The following is a 17689-nucleotide window of genomic DNA, read 5'->3' as shown; positions in this document are numbered from 1 at the left end:
AGGCAGGCGCCGTCGGTGAGGATGGAGCGGGAATTCTGAAGGTGAAGATCGACAAGACATTGGCGGCGTCCGTGGCGTTGCACGTCCTCGTGCTCGGCTGGGCCATGCTGTCGTTCTCGTCGAAGGCCTTCGAGCTCGAGCCGCAGGATTCCGTCGCGGTCGATACCATCTCGGAAGATCAGCTCGCCAAGGTGATGGCCGGGATGCGCACCGGCAAGAAGGAAAATCCCAAGCCGCTGGTCGAGAAGGTCGCCGAGGCCAAGCCGGTGGAGGACACCGTCGGCAAGATCAGCGAGAAGGCCCCGGTGGTCACCGACACGTCGCCGCCACCGCAGCCCAAGCCCGTCGAAAAGCCGGTCGAGAAGAAGCCCGAGCCTCCCAAGCCCGTGGTGAAGGAAGAACCGAAGAAAGAAGAGAAGAAGGCGGAGAAGAAGCCCGACCCGCCGAAGGAAGAGGCCAAGGAAGCGGAGAAGAAGCCGGACCCGAAGGTCGATCCGATCGCCGAGGCCTTGAAGAAGGAAGAGAAGAAAAAGCCGCCGCCGCCGAAGCCGCAGACCGAGGCCGCCGCCAAGCCGGAGCCGGTCAAGCCGAAGGCCGAGCGGGTGTTCGACCAGTCGAAGATCGCGGCGCTGCTCGACAAGCGCGATCCGACCCGGCAGGCCGTGGCGGGCGACGCGCTGAATTCGAACGCGGCACTGGGGCTCTCGAAAGGCAAGTCGGCGGATAATTCCGCGACCTGGGGCGCGATGTTCCAGTCGCAGGTCGAGCGCTGCTGGAAGAAGCCGTATGGCGGCATCGAAGCGCAGCGCGCCGAAGCCGCCTTCGTGATCCGCCTGAAGCGCGACGGCTCGCTCGAAAGCATGCCGCAGCCGGAAGGCCACCCGGCGACGCCCTATCTGCGCGTCTATCAGGAAAGTGCGCTGCGGGCGATCATCGAGTGCCAGCCGTACAATCTGCCCGCCGCGTTTTTCGACGAGTGGAAATTCTTCGCCCCTGTGTTCACCGATCGGCGAACCTGATGCGAAGCTTGCTGACGATCGCCGGCGCCGCAGCGCGCGCGGCATACGACTGACCCGATGGATTGCCCGAACATGCCGCTCAACTTGAATCGCAGACAATTGATGCTCTCCGCAGCGAGTGCGGCCGGCGCGCTCGCGCTCGGCCCGGCGCGTGACGCTTTCGGCCAGGCCCGCGTGCAGATCACCGAGGGCAACGTCGCGCCGCTGCCGATCGCGATCCCGAACTTCGTCGCCGGCACGCCGTCGGACAATGAAGTCGGCGGCGGCGTCAGCCAGGTGATCACCAACAACCTCAAGCGTAGCGGGTTGTTCGCGCCGATCGATCAGGCCGCCTATCTCGAGAAGATCACCAACATCGACGTGCCGCCGCAGTTCAAGAGCTGGACCAGCATCAACGCCCAGGCGCTGGTCACCGGCCGGATGACGCGGCAGCCGGACGGCCGCCTCAAGGCCGAGTTCCGGCTGTGGGATGTCGCCACCGGCCAGCAGCTCGCGGGCCAGCAGTATTTCACCTCGCCGGAATACTGGCGGCGCATCGCCCACATCATCTCCGACCAGATCTACGAACGGCTCACCGGCGAGAAGGGATACTTCGACAGCCGCGTGGTGTTCATCGATGAAAGCGGCCCGGCGGACCGCCGCGTCAAGCGGCTGGCGCTGATGGACCAGGACGGCGCCAATGTTCGCTATCTGACCCGCGGCAGCGATCTGGTGCTGACGCCCCGGTTCTCGCCGTCGACCCAGGAAATCACCTATATGGAGTTCGGTCAGGGCGACCCGAAGGTCTATCTGTTCAACATCGAGACCGGGCAGCGCGAGATCGTCGGCAACTTCCCCGGAATGTCGTTCGCGCCGCGGTTTTCGCCGGACGGTCAGCGCATCATCATGAGCCTGCAGCAGGGCGGCAATTCCAATCTGTTCGTCATGGACCTGCGCTCGAAGACGACGACACGGCTGACCGACACGCCGGCGATCGACACCTCGCCGTCCTATTCGCCCGACGCAGCCCGGATCTGCTTCGAGTCCGACCGCGGCGGCAAGCCGCAGATCTACATCATGCCGGCGGGCGGCGGGCAGGCGCAGCGCATTTCCTTCGGCGACGGGAGCTATTCGACCCCGGTATGGTCGCCGCGGGGCGACTACATCGCTTTCACCAAGCAGGGCGGTGGTCAGTTCGCGATCGGCATCATGAAGCCCGACGGCTCCGGCGAGCGAATTCTGACCTCGGGCTTCCACAATGAGGGGCCGACCTTCGCGCCGAACGGCCGCGTGCTGATGTTTTTCCGCGATCCGGGCGGGAACGCGGGGCCGTCGCTCTATACGGTCGACGTGTCGGGCCGCAACGAATTGCGGGTTCCGACCCCGGGCTACGCGTCCGACCCGGCCTGGTCGCCACTGCTGTCATAGCTGTCAAATTAGCTCCGCTGGCTCCCCGGGCGATGCCGATTGCCCGGTTGCCGTTCGACGCCCCGACGGCCGGGTTTCTCGGCTATCACACGATAGTGTCTCTGCGTGCGGACGGATCCAAACGAACCGCTAACGATATTCCCTCAGAAATATTTCATTCCGAGCCGATAAACCTTTCAATCGAACAGAGGTAGATGGCGCGGATGCAACTGGCGGCACAAGACGGGACCACCGAGCAGAAAATGTCGCGCTCGATCTATGCTGCGCTTGTTGATTCGCTGTTCCAGAATCCTGCGCCGATGTTCGCTGGCGCCCTGTCGGCTGCCGTCGCCGCGGTCATGACCGCGCTCAAGACCGGGAACCATCTGCTGTGGATCTGCGCCCTGTTGCTGATTGCGACCGGTGCACTACGTTCAATTGATATGCACAATTATCAACGTCGAAAAGGGACGTTGACGCCGGACGACGCCCAGCGTTGGGAAATGCGATATCAGATCGGCGCAATGCTCTACGCAGCGGCGCTCGGCTTCTGGTGCGTGATCGCCTTGATCGGGACGGATGACCCGGTGGCGCATATGATCTGCACGTGCGTCACCTTGAGCTATATGGCAGCCGGCGCCGGCCGAACCTACGGCCGGCCGTGGATATTCCATCTGCAGATATTGCTCGCCTGCGGCTCGATGTCCGCCGCCTTGGCTTGGCATGGAAATATCTACTATGCCGGCCTCGCGTTGCTGAACGTCGTGTTTTTCGTCGGCGTCAAGCACATCACAACCAGCCTGCAACAGATCTTTGTACGCGCGCTGCTCGGCCGCGAACGCGAATCCGCTCTGGCGGCCCAGTTCGATACCGCCCTGAACAACATGCCGCACGGTCTGTGCATGTTCGGCCCCGATGGGCGACTGGCGGTGATGAATCATCGCTTTACCGAAATGATGAAGCTGCGTGACAGCCTCGTCAAAAATGCGCCGACCGCGACCGAGATTGTCGCCGCCTGCGTTTCGATCGGCGCCATCTCGGCGTCGAGCGGCAGATTGATTCTGTCGGAGGTCGACAATTCGCTGGCCGGCGAGATCGTGACCGTCGGCGACGAGTCGACGCCACGATCGTTGTCCTGGACGTTCCAGCCGATGGCCGGCGGCGGCACCGTCGTGCTGGTTGAGGACATCACCGAGCGGCGAAACGCCGAGGCGCGGATCATCCATCTGGCGCGCTACGACGAACTCACCGGCTTACCCAACCGAGTCAATTTCCACGACGAGATCGAACGAATTCTGACGGCTTCGCAGGGTCAGAACAAAGCGGCTCTCTCTGCGCTGCTGTTCATCGATCTCGATCAGTTCAAGCAGGTCAATGATACGCTCGGTCACCCCTGCGGCGACCGGCTGCTGTGCGCGGTCGCCGACCGTTTGCGTGACATGCTGCGCCCGGAGGACTTCGTCGCGCGGTTCGGCGGCGACGAATTCGTCGTGTTTCAGCAGAATATTCGGTCGAACGAGGACGCCGCGGTGCTGGCGCGCAGGATCGTCGATCGACTGAGCGACCGCTATCTGATCGACCATCACGTCGTCGAGATCGGCGCCTCGATCGGAATCGCGCTGACTGCGCCGGCCACCCGCGCCGACATCCTGCTGAAGAACGCCGACATGGCGCTGTATCGCGCCAAGGCCGATGGCCGTGGCACCTATTGCTTCTTCCGCGAAGAGATGGCGAAAACCGTCGAGGCGCGCCGCATCCTTGAACTCGACCTACGCAAGGCGCTCGCCAACGAGGAATTCGAGCTCTATTTCCAGCCCCTGGTCAACCTGAAGACCGGCCGGATCGCGACCTGTGAGGCGTTGTTGCGCTGGAATCATCCGGTGCGCGGGACGGTCTCGCCGGTCGACATCATCCCGGTGGCCGAGGAAATGGGGCTGATCGTCGATCTCGGCCGCTGGATCCTGCGCAAGGCCTGCATGGAATGCATGATGTGGCCGGAGCAAGTCAGCGTCGCGGTCAATTTCTCCTCGCAACAGTTCCATCAGCGCGACGTGATCAACGAGGTGCGCTATGCGCTCGAGGTCTCGGGCCTGCCGGCCAGCCGTCTCGAAATCGAGATTACCGAATCGTCGCTGCTGCGGAACACGCAGTTCACCCACGACGCTCTGGAGCAATTGCATGCCGAGGGCGTGCGGATCTCGCTCGACGATTTCGGCACCGGGTATTCCAGCCTGAGCTATCTGCACAGTTTCCCGTTGCAGAAGGTCAAGATCGATCGGTCTTTCCTCGAGGGCATCGACAGCGATCGGCCGCTGACCCTGCTGCACGGCGTTGCACGGTTGAGCGCCGATCTCGGCATGGCCGTGGTCGTCGAGGGCATCGAGACCAACGAACAGCTCGAACGGATCAACTCCGAAGGCACCGTGACCGAAGGGCAGGGATATCTGTTCAGTCGTCCGGTCCCCGCATCGCGAATCCGCCAGCTACTCGCGGCTTCGCACGGCAATCGACAGACGGACGGCGAGCCTCTGGTGCTGCCGTTTCGCTCGATCGCTTGATCGCTTCTGACCAATCCCTCCTTAACGAATACTTAGTCCGGCGTCGCGAAAAGTCTCGGAGGGGCGCGAGAGGTTAACCCTAACGATTCAATCACTTTGCGTTGTGATTAGCGATTTGTTAACCTCTGAGGCGGGCGTTCATCGTATTCAGGGTGGTAATATGAGCTCTGCTCAACAAGCGCAGAAGACTCGCGTCGTTGCCGCAGTGCGCGGTCACGAGTTGCTCGATCGAATAGACTACCGGGTGGCTGAGACCGTCGCCGAGAAAGAGGCGATCTACCAACTGCGCTACCGCGCCTATCTGAACGAGGGGGCGATCGAGCCGAACGCCGATGGGCTCGTAACGGACAGCCATGACGAGATGCCAAACTCCTGGGTATTCGGCATCCATGTCGATGGCGCCCTGTCGGGATCAATTCGAATCAGCGTAGCCACCCCATCGTTGCCGACGTCGCCGTCGGTCGATGTGTTTCCTGACATCTTGCAGCCCGAACTCGAGCGCGGGAAGGTCATCGTCGACCCCACCCGTTTCGTCGCTGATCCCGATCGGATCGAGCGTCTTCCGGAATTGCCCTATGTCACGGTTCGGCTCGGTTATATCGCCTGCTGCTATTTCGACGCCGATATCGGGCTGGCGACCGTACGCGCGGAGCACAGAGCGTTTTACCGCCGCGTATTTCTGCAGCAGCCGATGTGCGAGCCGCGGCTGTTTCCAGGCCTGCTAAAGCCGGTCGGGCTGATGGGAGCCAACTATCGGGAGATCCGCGACCGGGTCTACGCGAGGTTCCCGTTTATGCGTTCAAGTGCGTTCGAGCGCCGGATGCTGTTCGAACGTCCGGCGGCTTTCGCCGGGCCGACGCTGCGGTCGGCCGATGCGCCGAGCACGGCGCCGGTCAACTCGGCTGACTGCTATATGTGATCAGTCCGGCGGCGAGCCGTTTGGCGCTCGCCCGATGACCGCTCAAGCCGCCGGCCTCCGGCGGCTTTTGTGCGTTTTGGGCGGGCTTTCAGGAAAGTCGCGCCGCGGCGGTAGTCAAGAGTCCCGTTGATCCCACGGTCGCGGTCGAAAGAGGCGCAATCGGCGCCTTGCTTCACCATCGCGCCATATTTGCATCTCATTAACCATCGCGATTGCTTTTCGCAGGTCGGAGGCATTTGATCGGGGCCGGCAACGTCTCATCAAGGTTGACGGAACGTTCGCTTAACCATCGACCTGTAGACCGGATCACAGTCCGAATATCGCGAGCGTGGAGGCTCCGGAATGACACATCAGAAGCGAATCCTCCAGGGATTGAAGCTGGCCGCGGTGCTCGCGGTGGCCCTGTCGATGGGGGCTTGCGCCAACAACAAGACGGGTCTCGGCTCCGATGGAGCAATGGCCAGCGCGGCGACTCCCGGCAGCCAGCAGGATTTCGTCGTCAACGTCGGCGACCGCGTGTTCTTCGAGAGCGACCAGACCGAACTTTCGCCGCAGGCGGCGGCGACTCTCGACAAGCAGGCACAGTGGCTGCAGACCTACAATCGCTACTCCTTCACCATCGAGGGACATGCCGACGAGCGCGGCACCCGCGAATACAACATCGCGCTGGGCGCTCGCCGGGCGCAGTCGGTCCGCAACTATCTCTCCTCGCGCGGCATCGAGCCGTCCCGGATGCGGACGATTTCCTACGGCAAGGAGCGCCCGGTCGCGGTCTGCAACGACATCTCGTGCTGGTCGCAGAACCGCCGCGCGGTGACGGTGCTGAACGCCGGCGCCTGAGTGCGTCCAGCACAAGTTGAATGGGCGGCGCCTTCGGGCGCCGTTGCTATTTGAGGCGCTGCGACCGTCGGCCGTCGCTCCAGTCACATTTTTGGCGTAGTCCGGCGATCAATCCGGCGCTACGAGAGCATGATCCGGAAAAGCGGATACCGGTTTTCGAAAAAGATCATGCTCGAACAAGAATCTGGAGCAGAATGACGGTTCGAAGATGCGTCATCCTGCTCCAATCTGGCGCGCCATCACCAACACGTCGGGTCCCCATGTCATCAGTCACCGCCGCCTCTGCGCGTAGCCTCGCGGTCTTCGCGATGCTCGCTCTCGCCGCCCCCGCGCTGGCCCAGCAATATCGCGGCGAGGTCGATCCGGAGATCCGGGTCCAGCAGCTCGAAGAGCGGCTGCGCGCGCTTACCGGTCAAAACGAGGAGCTGCAATTCCGCAATCGCCGGCTCGAAGATCAGCTTCGGCAATTGCAGGGCAATGCCGGGGGGCAAAGCGCGCCCGGCAATGCGGCCGCCGCTCCGCCGCCAGCCGCTTCGCAGCAGCAGCCGGTCTACAACCAGTCGCCGCAACAGTCGCCGGGTTATGGCCAGCAGCCGCAGGGGCAGGTCTACGGTCAGCAACCGCAGCCGCAGGCGCCGATCGTGCAGGACCAGGCCGCCGCGCCGCCGCCCTCGGGCCGCCGTCGCGGCGATGCCTTCGATCCGAGCCAGAATCCGCAGGCCCCTGGCGTCCCGCGCGCGCTGGGCGGCGGTCAGCTCCCGATCCCGTCCGAGCAGGGCGGCAATCTGCCCGGCCGTGACCCCGGCGCGCCGATCGACCTCTCCAACGCCAATTCCGGGCGCTATCCGGACGCCGGCGCGCAGCAGGCGCCGCGCGGTCCGGCCGGCGGAGGGCTCGCCACGTTGCCGCCGTCGGCGACGCCGCGCGACGAGTTCGACCTCGGCATCGGCTACATGCAGCGTCGCGACTACGCGCTCGCCGAAGAGACGATGCGCAACTTCGCGACGAAATATCCGAATGACGCGCTGACGCCGGATTCGCAATATTGGCTCGGCGAAAGCTACTTCCAGCGCCAGATGTATCGCGACTCTGCGGAAGCCTTCCTTGCGGTGACCAGCAAATACGACAAGTCGGCCAAGGCGCCGGATGCGCTGTTAAGGCTCGGCCAGTCGCTGTCGGCGCTGAAGGAGAAGGAAGCCGCCTGCGCCGCGCTCGGCGAGATCGGCCGCAAATATCCGAAGGCTTCGGCCGGCGTGAAGAAGGCGGTCGACACCGAGCAGAAGAAGCTGAAATGCTAGAGCGCTTTCAGGAGAAACGGATTGCGGCGCGCAAGAGGCGCGTCGAAACATGAATCCAGAACTCCGGTCGAGCCGGAGTTGATCGTCAGGGCGCGAGCCGCTCATGTCCGGAAGTGACGAGGCGCCGATTTCGGCGCGTGAGGCCAGCCACCTGTTCGCCGACTGGAAGGCGGTCCCCGCGATCGTGCTCGCGGTGTCCGGCGGCCCGGACTCTCTCGCGCTGCTGTGGCTTGCAGCGCGTTGGCGCAAGGCGCTGAAGCGAGGGCCGGCGCTCGGCGTCGTCACTGTCGATCATGGCCTGAGGCCGGAAGCAGCCCGCGAAGCGCGTGCCGTCAAGCAGCTTGCGCGCACGCTCGATCTGCCGCACCGGACGCTGCGCTGGACCGGGGAGAAGCCGACAACGGGATTGCCCGCGGCGGCCCGCGCGGCGCGCTACCGGTTGCTGGCGAAGGCGGCGAAAAGATTCGGCGCGACCCACATCATGACGGCGCATACCCGGGATGATCAGGCCGAGACCGTGTTGATGCGGCTGTCGCGCGGCAGCGGCATCGCCGGCCTCGCCGCGATGGCGCGCGAGACCGAGCGCGACGGCGCGGTGCTGGTCCGTCCGTTGCTCGACGTTTCCAAACAGCGGCTGATCGCGACGCTGAGCAAGGCGCAGATCGAATACACGACCGACCCCAGCAATCTCGACCCGCGCTTCACCCGCCCGCGTTGGCGTGAATTGATGCCCCGTCTCGCCGCGGAAGGCTGCGATTCGCGAAACCTGGCCCGGTTTGCCGCCCGGGTGGCGCGTGCCGATGCCGCGCTCGAACTGCTGGTCGACGGCGCCGAGCGGTTTCTGGCGCTACGCGGCGGCGGCAGTCATCCGGGGGGCGGCTATGACGCCCCGGCATTTTCCGCATTGGCAGCGGAAATCCGGATTCGCTTGTTGCTGCGAACTCTCGCCCGGGTCGGCGGCGAGGGGCGCCCGGAACTCGGTAAGGTGGAAATGCTCGCTGCTGCGCTTGAAGGCGCTGCAGCGAAACCTGCGCCCGAACGGGGGCAAATCAAGTTGAAACAGACGCTTGCGGGCGCCGTCATCACTTTGACGCCTGCCCGGTTGCTGATCGTCCCGGCGCCGCCGCGCCGCCGCAAGAGCGGCTAGCGAAACTGCACCAGCGCTTAACCACCCGCGGCGAAGCGGAATGTGATCGCCGCGATTTGAGCCTGAAGTGGAATAGAATGCGCTAAATAGTCCTGAACGGTTCTCTTGGCAGGCGGCCATGTGACACCTAGATTGTGTTCTGGCCGGTCCAGGAAACCCTGACGGCGTACCTGGGCCAAAGGTCGCGATCCGCGCGACCAATAAGGAAGACCGATGAACGCCAATTTGCGGAATTTCGCCCTCTGGGTCATTATCGTCTTGCTGCTTTTGGCGCTGTTTACACTCTTCCAGAATCCCGGCCAGCGCGCCGCTTCGCAGGACATTTCGTTCTCGCAGTTGTTGAGCGATGTCGATCAGAATCGCGTTCGCGACGTGGTGATCCAGGGCCAGGAAATTCACGGCACCTTCACCAACGGCTCGACCTTCCAGACCTACGCGCCGAACGATCCGTCGCTGGTCACGCGCCTGTACAACGGCAAGGTTGCGATCACCGCGAAGCCGCCGGGCGACAACGTGCCGTGGTTCGTTTCGCTGCTCGTGTCCTGGCTGCCATTCATCGCGCTGATCGGCGTCTGGATTTTCCTGTCGCGGCAGATGCAGGGCGGCGCCGGCAAGGCGATGGGCTTTGGCAAGTCGCGCGCCAAGATGCTGACCGAGGCGCATGGCCGCGTCACCTTCGAGGACGTCGCCGGCGTCGACGAGGCCAAGCAGGACCTGCAGGAGATCGTCGAGTTCCTGCGCGACCCGGGCAAGTTCCAGCGCCTCGGCGGCCGCATTCCGCGCGGCGTGCTGCTGGTCGGCCCGCCCGGCACCGGTAAGACGCTGATCGCGCGTGCGGTCGCGGGCGAAGCCAACGTGCCGTTCTTCACCATCTCGGGTTCGGACTTCGTCGAAATGTTCGTCGGCGTCGGCGCCAGCCGCGTCCGCGACATGTTCGAGCAGGCCAAGAAGAACGCGCCGTGCATCATCTTCATCGACGAAATCGACGCGGTCGGCCGTCATCGTGGCGCCGGTCTTGGCGGCGGTAACGACGAGCGCGAGCAGACCCTCAACCAGCTGCTGGTCGAGATGGACGGCTTCGAGGCCAATGAGGGCGTGATCCTGATCGCCGCCACCAACCGGCCCGACGTGCTCGATCCGGCGCTGCTGCGTCCCGGCCGCTTCGACCGCCAGGTGGTGGTGCCGAATCCGGACGTGGTCGGCCGCGAGCAGATCCTCAAGGTCCATGTCCGCAAGGTGCCGCTGGCGCCGGATATCAATCTGAAGACCATTGCGCGCGGCACTCCGGGATTCTCGGGCGCCGACCTGATGAACCTCGTCAACGAAGCGGCGCTGATGGCGGCCCGGCGCAACAAGCGCATGGTCACCCAGGCTGAGTTCGAAGACGCCAAGGACAAGGTGATGATGGGCGCCGAGCGCAAGTCGCTGGTGATGACGGAGGAGGAGAAGCTCCTCACCGCCTATCACGAAGGCGGCCATGCCATCGTCGGCCTGAACGTCGTCGCCACCGATCCGATCCACAAGGCGACCATCATTCCGCGCGGCCGTGCGCTCGGCATGGTGATGCAGCTGCCCGAGCGCGACAAGCTGTCGATGTCGCTCGAGCAGATGACCTCGCGTCTTGCGATCATGATGGGCGGTCGCGTCGCCGAAGAGATGATCTTCGGCCGCCAGAAGGTGACCTCGGGCGCGTCGTCCGACATCGAGCAGGCCACCCGCCTGGCCCGGATGATGGTGACCCGCTGGGGCCTATCGGAGGAACTCGGCACGGTGTCGTATGGCGAGAACCAGGACGAGGTGTTCCTCGGCATGTCGGTCTCGCGCACCCAGAACGCCTCCGAGGCGACGGTCCAGAAGATCGACGCCGAGATCAAGCGGCTGGTTCAGGAGGGTTACGACGAGGCCGAGCGCATCCTCACCGAAAAGCGCGCCGACCTCGAAGCGCTCGCCAAGGGCCTGCTGGAGTTCGAAACGCTGACCGGCGACGAGATCACCGATCTCATCAACGGCAAGAAGCCGAACCGCGAATCGGTGCTGGAGCCGTCTGGCCCGCGCACCTCGGCTGTCCCGCCGGCCGGCAAGCCGCGGCCGCGGCCCGATCCCGGCCTGGAGCCGCAGCCTCAGGCCTGATCGGTCTCTATTCGAATCTACGAAAACGCGGCGGAAACGCCGCGTTTTTTTTGCGCTCGACATGTGGAGGTCGGTCGACCGCCAATCCCAGGCGATGGCCCGACCAAAGCCCGCCGTCCAAGGCACGTCGGCGCCATTGGTGCAGCCTGGATACCTCCCGACCTTCCGGCCCCGTGCATGGTGCCATGAACCGGCGACCGCTTGACCTGGGCGCGCGCGGCCCGCAGGCATGATCCGCACCCGGAATCAGGATTTATGACCACTCACATTCCGAAAGCCCCGGCCTTTTGGTCGCGCGAGGCGATTTGGCCCGGCGTCATCGCGATCGGCCCGCTGCTGCCGGGCACGCTCGCCTTCGGCATGGCGTTCGGTGCGCTGTGCGCGCAGAAGAATTTCACGCTGGCCGAAGTCGAAGTGATGATGGCCACAGTCTATGGCGGGCTGTCGCAATACGTCGCCGTGCAGTCCTGGCCGGCGACGCTTACGCCGTCGACGATCGCGACGCTGGCGCTGCTGACGACGACAGTGAACATCCGGTTCTTTCTGATGACCGCCTCGATGCGGCCCTGGTTCGGAACGCTGCCGGCGTGGCAGGCCTATCCGGCGATGCTGCTGGTGACCGATGGCGGCTGGCTCGCGGCGATGCGCTATCGCGAGCATGGCGGCGCCAATGCCTGGTTTTTCGTCGCCGGCGGCATCGTGCTGTATCTCGTCTGGCTGGTCTCCGCGATCCCGGGCTATCTGCTCGCCGAGCAACTATCCGATCCGAAGAAGTTCGGCGTCGATCTCGCGATGCCGGCGTTCTTCGCCGCGATGCTGGTGCCGGCCTGGAAAGGGCCGCGGCGCGCGATTCCGTGGGTGGTGTCGGGTGTGGTCGCGCTCACCGTGCACTGGCTGACGCCGGGCTACTGGTTCATCATCGCCGGTGCGATCTCCGGCGCTCTGAGCGCCGGGTTGATGGACGAGCCGCCGCCGCCGGAGCGCGCCGCATGAGCGAGGTGTTGCGCAGCGACGTGATGATCGCGTTCGCGGTGATGACCGCGGTGACGGTGGCCTCGCGGCTCGGCGGTTACTGGCTGATGGGCTACGTCAACGTCACGCCGCGGGTGCGGCGGATGCTCGATGCGCTACCGGGTTCGATCATCGTCGCCGCGGCGCTGCCGGTCGCGGTCAATGGCGGGCCGATTGTGATGTTCGCAATCGCCGCGGCGATGGCGGTCAGCATCATTCGTCGCAATGACTTCATGGCCGTGATAACCGGTATGTCGGTAGCTGCTCTGGCGCGCGCGCTCGGCTTCGGCGGCTAGCGCTTTTCCGGTTCGGATGGGATCAGCACCGAACCTCTAACTTTCTGTTCTGACGCGTTTTTCTTCACGCGAACCGGTGTCCACTTCGCTCAAAAACGCGATAGCTGCGGTCATGCTATTCACTTCATTGCTGTAAGGACTTGCCTTCGCCTCTGAATAGTTGTTCACTTTTATAACTGATTTGGGTGAAGCGGTCGGACCTTGCTACCGCCTTTTGCCCCAAGATCTTGATGAGCGGTGACTGTCCGATCTCTTTCCGGGATCGGGAACGCTCGATCCCGGGACGAGAACGCCATGGTTTACCGGCGGACCCATCAGGTCGTGAAGCGACTGGCTGCGCGGCGCAGCGCCATCCTGGCCGCGGCGCGCGAGGCCGCGGCGGAAGGCGGCATGGCGGCGGTGCAGATCGCCCCGGTGGCGAACCGGGCCAACGTCGCCGCCGGAACAGTTTACCGCTACTTCCCGTCAAAGGCCGATCTCATCTCCGAACTGATCGCGGACGTGTCGCGCGACGAACTGGCTGCAATCCGCCGCGCCGCCGATGCTGCGCCCGGTCCGTCCTCGGCGCTGGCCGCTGCGGTGACCACGGTCGCGGTCCATGTGCTGTCGCACCGCAAGCTGGCATGGGGAATTCTCGCGGAACCAGTCGATGTCGATGTCTCGGCCTCGCGGCTCGCCAGCCGTCGAGAGATCGCCAACGAGGTCGAATCGCGGATCGTCGCTGCGGTGCAGGCCGGGCATCTGCCTGCACAGGACACGGCGCTGGCGGCGACCGCGCTGCTTGGCGCGGTCCATGAATCGCTGGTCGGCCCGCTGGCGCCCGACAATCTCGACGACCCGGTGAAGTTGCGCGATGCGGTGCAGACTGTGACACTGCTGGCGCTGCGGGCGGTCGGCGTGATGGATGCGCGCGCACGCGGGCTTGTGGTACAGGCGGTGGTGCCGTCACGTAGTCTGGTCGGGGCCTGAACTCCCAGGCCGCGCGTGCCGAGCCAGCGCAGGAGTATCGCATGACCATATTGATGCCGGAACCGGACCAGTCCGTGCTGGCGCGCCGCGACCAGATCGTGGCGGCGTTGCGCAAGATCGTGCCGGGCGAGGGCGTCATTTCCAGCGCCGCCGAGATGAAGCCCTATGAGTCCGACGGGCTGATGGCGTATCGCCAGCCGCCGATGGTGGTGGTGTTGCCGGGCACGACGCAGCAGGTCTCCGAGGTTCTTCGCTACTGCCACAAGCACGGCATCAAGGTGGTGCCGCGCGGTTCTGGCACCTCACTATCGGGCGGCGCTCTGCCGCTCGCCGACGGCGTGTTGCTGGGGCTCGGCAAGTTCAAGCGCATCCGTGAGATTGATTTCGATAACCGCGCAGTGGTGGTCGAGCCCGGCGTCACCAACCTCGCCATCAGCCAGGCAGTCGACCACGCCGGCTTTTACTACGCGCCCGATCCGTCGTCGCAGATCGCCTGTTCGATCGGCGGCAATATCGCGGAGAATTCCGGCGGCGTGCATTGCCTGAAATACGGCATGACCACCAATAACGTGCTCGGCTGCGAGATCGTGCTGATGACCGGCGAGATCCTGCGGATCGGCGGCAAGGCTGCGGAGTGCGCGGGCTACGATCTGATGGGCGTGATCACCGGCTCCGAGGGCCTGCTCGGCGTCATCACGGAGGTCACCGTCCGCATCCTGCGCAAGCCGGAGACCGCGCGGGCGCTGATGGTCGGCTTCACCGACGTCGAGGCCGCCGGCCGATGCGTCGCCGACATCATCAGCGCCGGCATCATTCCCGGCGGCATGGAGATGATGGACAAGCCCGCGATCCACGCCGCCGAAGCCTTCGTCCACGCCGGCTATCCGCTCGACGTCGAGGCGCTGTTGATCATCGAGCTCGACGGCCCGCAGGTCGAGGTCGACGAACTGATCACGCGCGTCGAGACGATTGCGCTCGGCTGCGGCTCGACCACCTGCCAGATCTCGACGTCGGAAAAGGAGCGGTTGCTGTTCTGGTCCGGCCGCAAGGCGGCGTTCCCGGCGGTCGGCCGGATTTCGCCGGACTATCTGTGCATGGACGGCACCATTCCGCGCGCGAAGTTGCCGCAGGTGTTGCGGCGGATGACCGAGATGTCGGAGCACTACGGGCTGCGCGTCGCCAATGTGTTCCACGCCGGCGACGGCAATCTGCATCCGCTGATCCTCTACGACGCCAATCAGCCCGGCGAGATGGACAAGGCCGAGGCGTTCGGGGCCGACATTCTGCGGCTGTGCGTCGAGGTCGGCGGCGTGCTGACCGGCGAGCATGGCGTCGGGATCGAGAAGCGCGATCTGATGCCGGAGATGTTCTCCGACATCGATCTCAATCAGCAGCAGCGGTTGAAATGCGCATTCGATTCCGAAGGCCTGCTCAATCCCGGCAAGGTGTTCCCGACGCTGCATCGCTGCGCCGAACTCGGCCGGATGCACGTCCATGGCGGCAAGACGGCGTTTCCGGATATCCCGCGTTTCTGACCTGAGGACGAAGTTCGACCGTGGACACGTTGAAAGTACGCGACGCACAGGAGGTCGAGGACGCGGTGCGCGCCGCGATCGCCAATGAGCAGCCGCTCGAGATCATTGGTCACGGCACCAAGCGGCCGGTCGGCCAGCCGATGGCGACCAATGCGGTGCTGGAACTGTCGGCGCTCAATGCCGTCACCGCCTACGAGCCGAACGAACTGATCATCACCGTGCAGGCCGGCGCCCCGGTCGCCGACGTGCTGTCGCTGATCGATTCCAGGAACCAGCAATTCGCCTTCGAGCCGATCAACACGTCGTTGCTGCTCGGCACGCCGGAGACCGAGGGCACCATCGGCGGCATGATCGCCGCGGGCCTCGCAGGTCCGCGGCGGATCAAGTCGGGCGGCGCGCGCGACCATCTGCTCGGCGCGCACGCGGTGTCCGGTTTCGGCGAGAGCTTCAAGGCCGGCGGCAAGGTGGTGAAGAACGTCACCGGCTACGACCTCTGCAAGCTGCTGGCGGGCTCGTGGGGAACGCTCGCGGTGATGACCGAGGTAACACTGAAGGTGACGCCGCGGCCGGAGAGCGAGCGCACGCTGGTGCTGCGCGGGCTCGACGACGTCACCGCCAACAGGGCGATGACCCAGGCGCTGGGCTCGCCCTACGACGTCAGCGGCGCGGCGCATCTGCCGGGCTCGGCGTTGCGCACCACCGGCGGCGCGCTTGCCGACATCGCTTCTCTGGATCAGGCGCTGACGCTGCTGCGGCTCGAGGGGATCACCTCGTCGGCGAGCCATCGCGCCCAGTCGCTGCGCGAGGCGCTGAAGAGTTTCGGCACCGCGGACCTGATCGAGGACGAGGCCTCGGCCGATCTGTGGCGCGCCGTCCGCGACGTCGAGCCGTTCGCCGCCTCGGGCCCGCGGGCGCTGTGGCCAGTGTGGCGGATCGTCTGCCCGCCGGCGTCCGGTGGGGCATTCGGCCTGGCCCTGCAGCGCGAGAGCGGCGGCGAGGTGATCTACGACTGGGGCGGCGGATTGATCTGGGCGGCGTTGCCGCCGGCCGCGGATGGCCACGCCAAGGCGTTGCGACAGCGCGTCGACAAGATCGGCGGCCACGCGTCGCTGATCCGCGCCAGCGACGAGGTTCGCGCGAGCGTCGACGTGTTCCAGCCGCAGCCGAGCGGGCTCGCCGCGCTCGGGCTGCGGGTCAAACACAGTTTCGATCCCAGGAACATTCTCAATCGCGGCCGGTTGTCGCGAGGACCCGCAGTATGAAAACTGAATTCAGTCTCGCCCAGCTCGCCGATCCGGATATCGCCGAGGCCGACAAGATCCTGCGCGCCTGCGTGCATTGCGGTTTCTGCACGGCGACGTGCCCGACCTATGTGCTGCTTGGCGATGAACTGGACAGCCCGCGCGGCCGCATTTACCTGATCAAGGAGATGCTGGAAAACAACGCGCCGCCGACGGCGGACGTGGTCAAGCATATCGATCGCTGCCTGTCGTGCCTCGCCTGCATGACCACTTGTCCGTCGGGCGTGAACTACATGCATCTGGTCGATCAGGCGCGCGTCCGGATCGAGAGGGACTATACGAGGCCGCTGCCCGATCGCCTCGTGCGCGAGCTGTTGTCGTGGCTGATGCCGCATCCCGGCATGTTCCGTTTCAGCATGTGGATGGCGCAGCTGTTGCGGCCGGTGGCGGCGCTGCTGCCAGGATCGCACGATCTCGCCCATCCGACGTTCCTCAGCCGGATCAAGGCGATGCTGGCGCTCGCCCCGAAGCATTTGCCGGAGCCTGGCCCGGCCTCTGGAACCATGTTCCCGGCGGTCGGACCCAGGCGCGGTCGCGTCGCACTGCTGCACGGCTGCGCCCAACAGGTTCTGGCGCCGCGTATCAACCGCGCCGCCATCAATTTGCTGACACGCCACGGCATCGAGGTCGTGCTCGCGGCGGATGAAGCCTGCTGCGGCGCCCTGATCCATCATCTGGGGCGTGACACGCGGACCCTCGAATACGCCCGTACCAACATCAAGGCGTGGCTGCGCGAGATCGATCGCGGCGGCCTCGACGCGATTCTGGTGACGACCTCAGGCTGCGGCACCGTCATCAAGGACTATGGTTACATGTTGCGCGAGGATCCGGAATTCGCGGCATCGGCGGCGAAGGTCTCGGCGCTCGCAAAGGATATCAGCGAATATATCGGCACCCTTGAGCTGTCGCCGCCGCAGCCGCATGGCGATGTCGTCGTCGCGTATCACTCCGCATGTTCGCTGCAGCACGGTCAGAAAGTCACGCAGCTCCCCAAAGAATTGCTTTCCAAGTCCGGATTCGTGGTGAAAGATATCCCGGAGAGTCATTTGTGTTGTGGTTCGGCGGGCACGTACAACATTCTCCAGCCTGACATCGCGACCAGATTGCGCGACCGCAAAGTCGCCAACATCGCTTCCGTCAAGCCGGACATGATTGCCGCTGGCAATATCGGCTGCATGGTGCAGATCGCCAGCGGAACGGACGTCCCTGTAGTGCACACGATTGAGCTTCTCGATTGGGCGACAGGTGGTCCCCGGCCGGCGATCAGCTGACCGCGCTAC

The 17689-nt window shown here is 64.9% G+C and carries 14 protein-coding genes; all 14 read left to right on the top strand.

Annotation, left to right across the window (positions count from 1 at the left end; all coding sequences use genetic code 11):
• Nucleotides 1-41 precede the first annotated feature (41 nt).
• The 14 genes from BMY71_RS00290 (at nucleotide 42) to glcF (ending at nucleotide 17680) form a co-directional block, all read left to right on the top strand.
• On the top strand, nucleotides 42-1019 hold the full coding sequence (locus tag BMY71_RS00290) for a hypothetical protein (protein ID WP_011504528.1): 978 nt from the start codon (nucleotides 42-44) through the stop codon (nucleotides 1017-1019).
• Between the two features lie 57 nt (nucleotides 1020-1076).
• Nucleotides 1077-2426 (top strand): Tol-Pal system beta propeller repeat protein TolB, encoded by a 1350-nt coding sequence (gene tolB / locus BMY71_RS00285; protein ID WP_011504527.1) that lies wholly within the window; start codon nucleotides 1077-1079, stop codon nucleotides 2424-2426.
• Between the two features lie 203 nt (nucleotides 2427-2629).
• Nucleotides 2630-4963: a putative bifunctional diguanylate cyclase/phosphodiesterase gene (locus BMY71_RS00280; protein WP_011504526.1), complete on the top strand. Its 2334-nt coding sequence runs from the start codon at nucleotides 2630-2632 to the stop codon at nucleotides 4961-4963.
• Between the two features lie 160 nt (nucleotides 4964-5123).
• Entirely contained in the window at nucleotides 5124-5882 is a 759-nt protein-coding gene (locus BMY71_RS00275; RefSeq protein ID WP_092680959.1) for an N-acyl amino acid synthase FeeM domain-containing protein, read from the top strand.
• Between the two features lie 342 nt (nucleotides 5883-6224).
• Nucleotides 6225-6722 carry a peptidoglycan-associated lipoprotein Pal gene (gene pal, locus BMY71_RS00270; protein WP_092680957.1) on the top strand — a complete coding sequence of 166 codons (498 nt, stop codon included), beginning with the start codon at nucleotides 6225-6227 and terminating at the stop codon, nucleotides 6720-6722.
• A 260-nt stretch (nucleotides 6723-6982) separates the two neighbouring features.
• The gene (ybgF, locus tag BMY71_RS00265; protein WP_092680955.1) at nucleotides 6983-8020 is read left to right on the top strand and encodes a tol-pal system protein YbgF; all 1038 of its coding nucleotides are present in this window, start codon (nucleotides 6983-6985) and stop codon (nucleotides 8018-8020) included.
• Between the two features lie 103 nt (nucleotides 8021-8123).
• Nucleotides 8124-9167 carry a tRNA lysidine(34) synthetase TilS gene (tilS, locus tag BMY71_RS00260; protein ID WP_092680953.1) on the top strand — a complete coding sequence of 348 codons (1044 nt, stop codon included), beginning with the start codon at nucleotides 8124-8126 and terminating at the stop codon, nucleotides 9165-9167.
• A gap of 213 nt (nucleotides 9168-9380) precedes the next feature.
• The gene (gene ftsH / locus BMY71_RS00255) at nucleotides 9381-11297 is read left to right on the top strand and encodes an ATP-dependent zinc metalloprotease FtsH (protein ID WP_011504521.1); all 1917 of its coding nucleotides are present in this window, start codon (nucleotides 9381-9383) and stop codon (nucleotides 11295-11297) included.
• A 255-nt stretch (nucleotides 11298-11552) separates the two neighbouring features.
• The gene (locus BMY71_RS00250) at nucleotides 11553-12290 is read left to right on the top strand and encodes an AzlC family ABC transporter permease (protein ID WP_092680951.1); all 738 of its coding nucleotides are present in this window, start codon (nucleotides 11553-11555) and stop codon (nucleotides 12288-12290) included.
• Nucleotides 12287-12604, top strand: a complete 318-nt coding sequence (locus tag BMY71_RS00245) for an AzlD family protein (RefSeq protein WP_092680949.1) — start codon at nucleotides 12287-12289, stop codon at nucleotides 12602-12604. Before BMY71_RS00250 ends, BMY71_RS00245 begins: the two co-directional genes overlap by 4 nt.
• A 294-nt stretch (nucleotides 12605-12898) precedes the next feature.
• On the top strand, nucleotides 12899-13573 hold the full coding sequence (locus BMY71_RS00240) for a TetR/AcrR family transcriptional regulator (RefSeq protein ID WP_011504518.1): 675 nt from the start codon (nucleotides 12899-12901) through the stop codon (nucleotides 13571-13573).
• A gap of 41 nt (nucleotides 13574-13614) precedes the next feature.
• Entirely contained in the window at nucleotides 13615-15108 is a 1494-nt protein-coding gene (locus BMY71_RS00235) for an FAD-linked oxidase C-terminal domain-containing protein (RefSeq protein ID WP_092680947.1), read from the top strand.
• Between the two features lie 20 nt (nucleotides 15109-15128).
• The gene (locus tag BMY71_RS00230) at nucleotides 15129-16370 is read left to right on the top strand and encodes an FAD-binding protein (protein ID WP_092680945.1); all 1242 of its coding nucleotides are present in this window, start codon (nucleotides 15129-15131) and stop codon (nucleotides 16368-16370) included.
• Nucleotides 16367-17680 (top strand): glycolate oxidase subunit GlcF, encoded by a 1314-nt coding sequence (gene glcF / locus BMY71_RS00225; RefSeq protein WP_092680943.1) that lies wholly within the window; start codon nucleotides 16367-16369, stop codon nucleotides 17678-17680. Before BMY71_RS00230 ends, glcF begins: the two co-directional genes overlap by 4 nt.
• The last annotated feature ends 9 nt before the right edge of the window (nucleotides 17681-17689 follow it).

It is taken from the genome of Rhodopseudomonas pseudopalustris, assembly GCF_900110435.1.
Taxonomy (GTDB): domain Bacteria; phylum Pseudomonadota; class Alphaproteobacteria; order Rhizobiales; family Xanthobacteraceae; genus Rhodopseudomonas; species Rhodopseudomonas pseudopalustris.
This window is presented reverse-complemented; position numbering and strand designations above follow the sequence as displayed.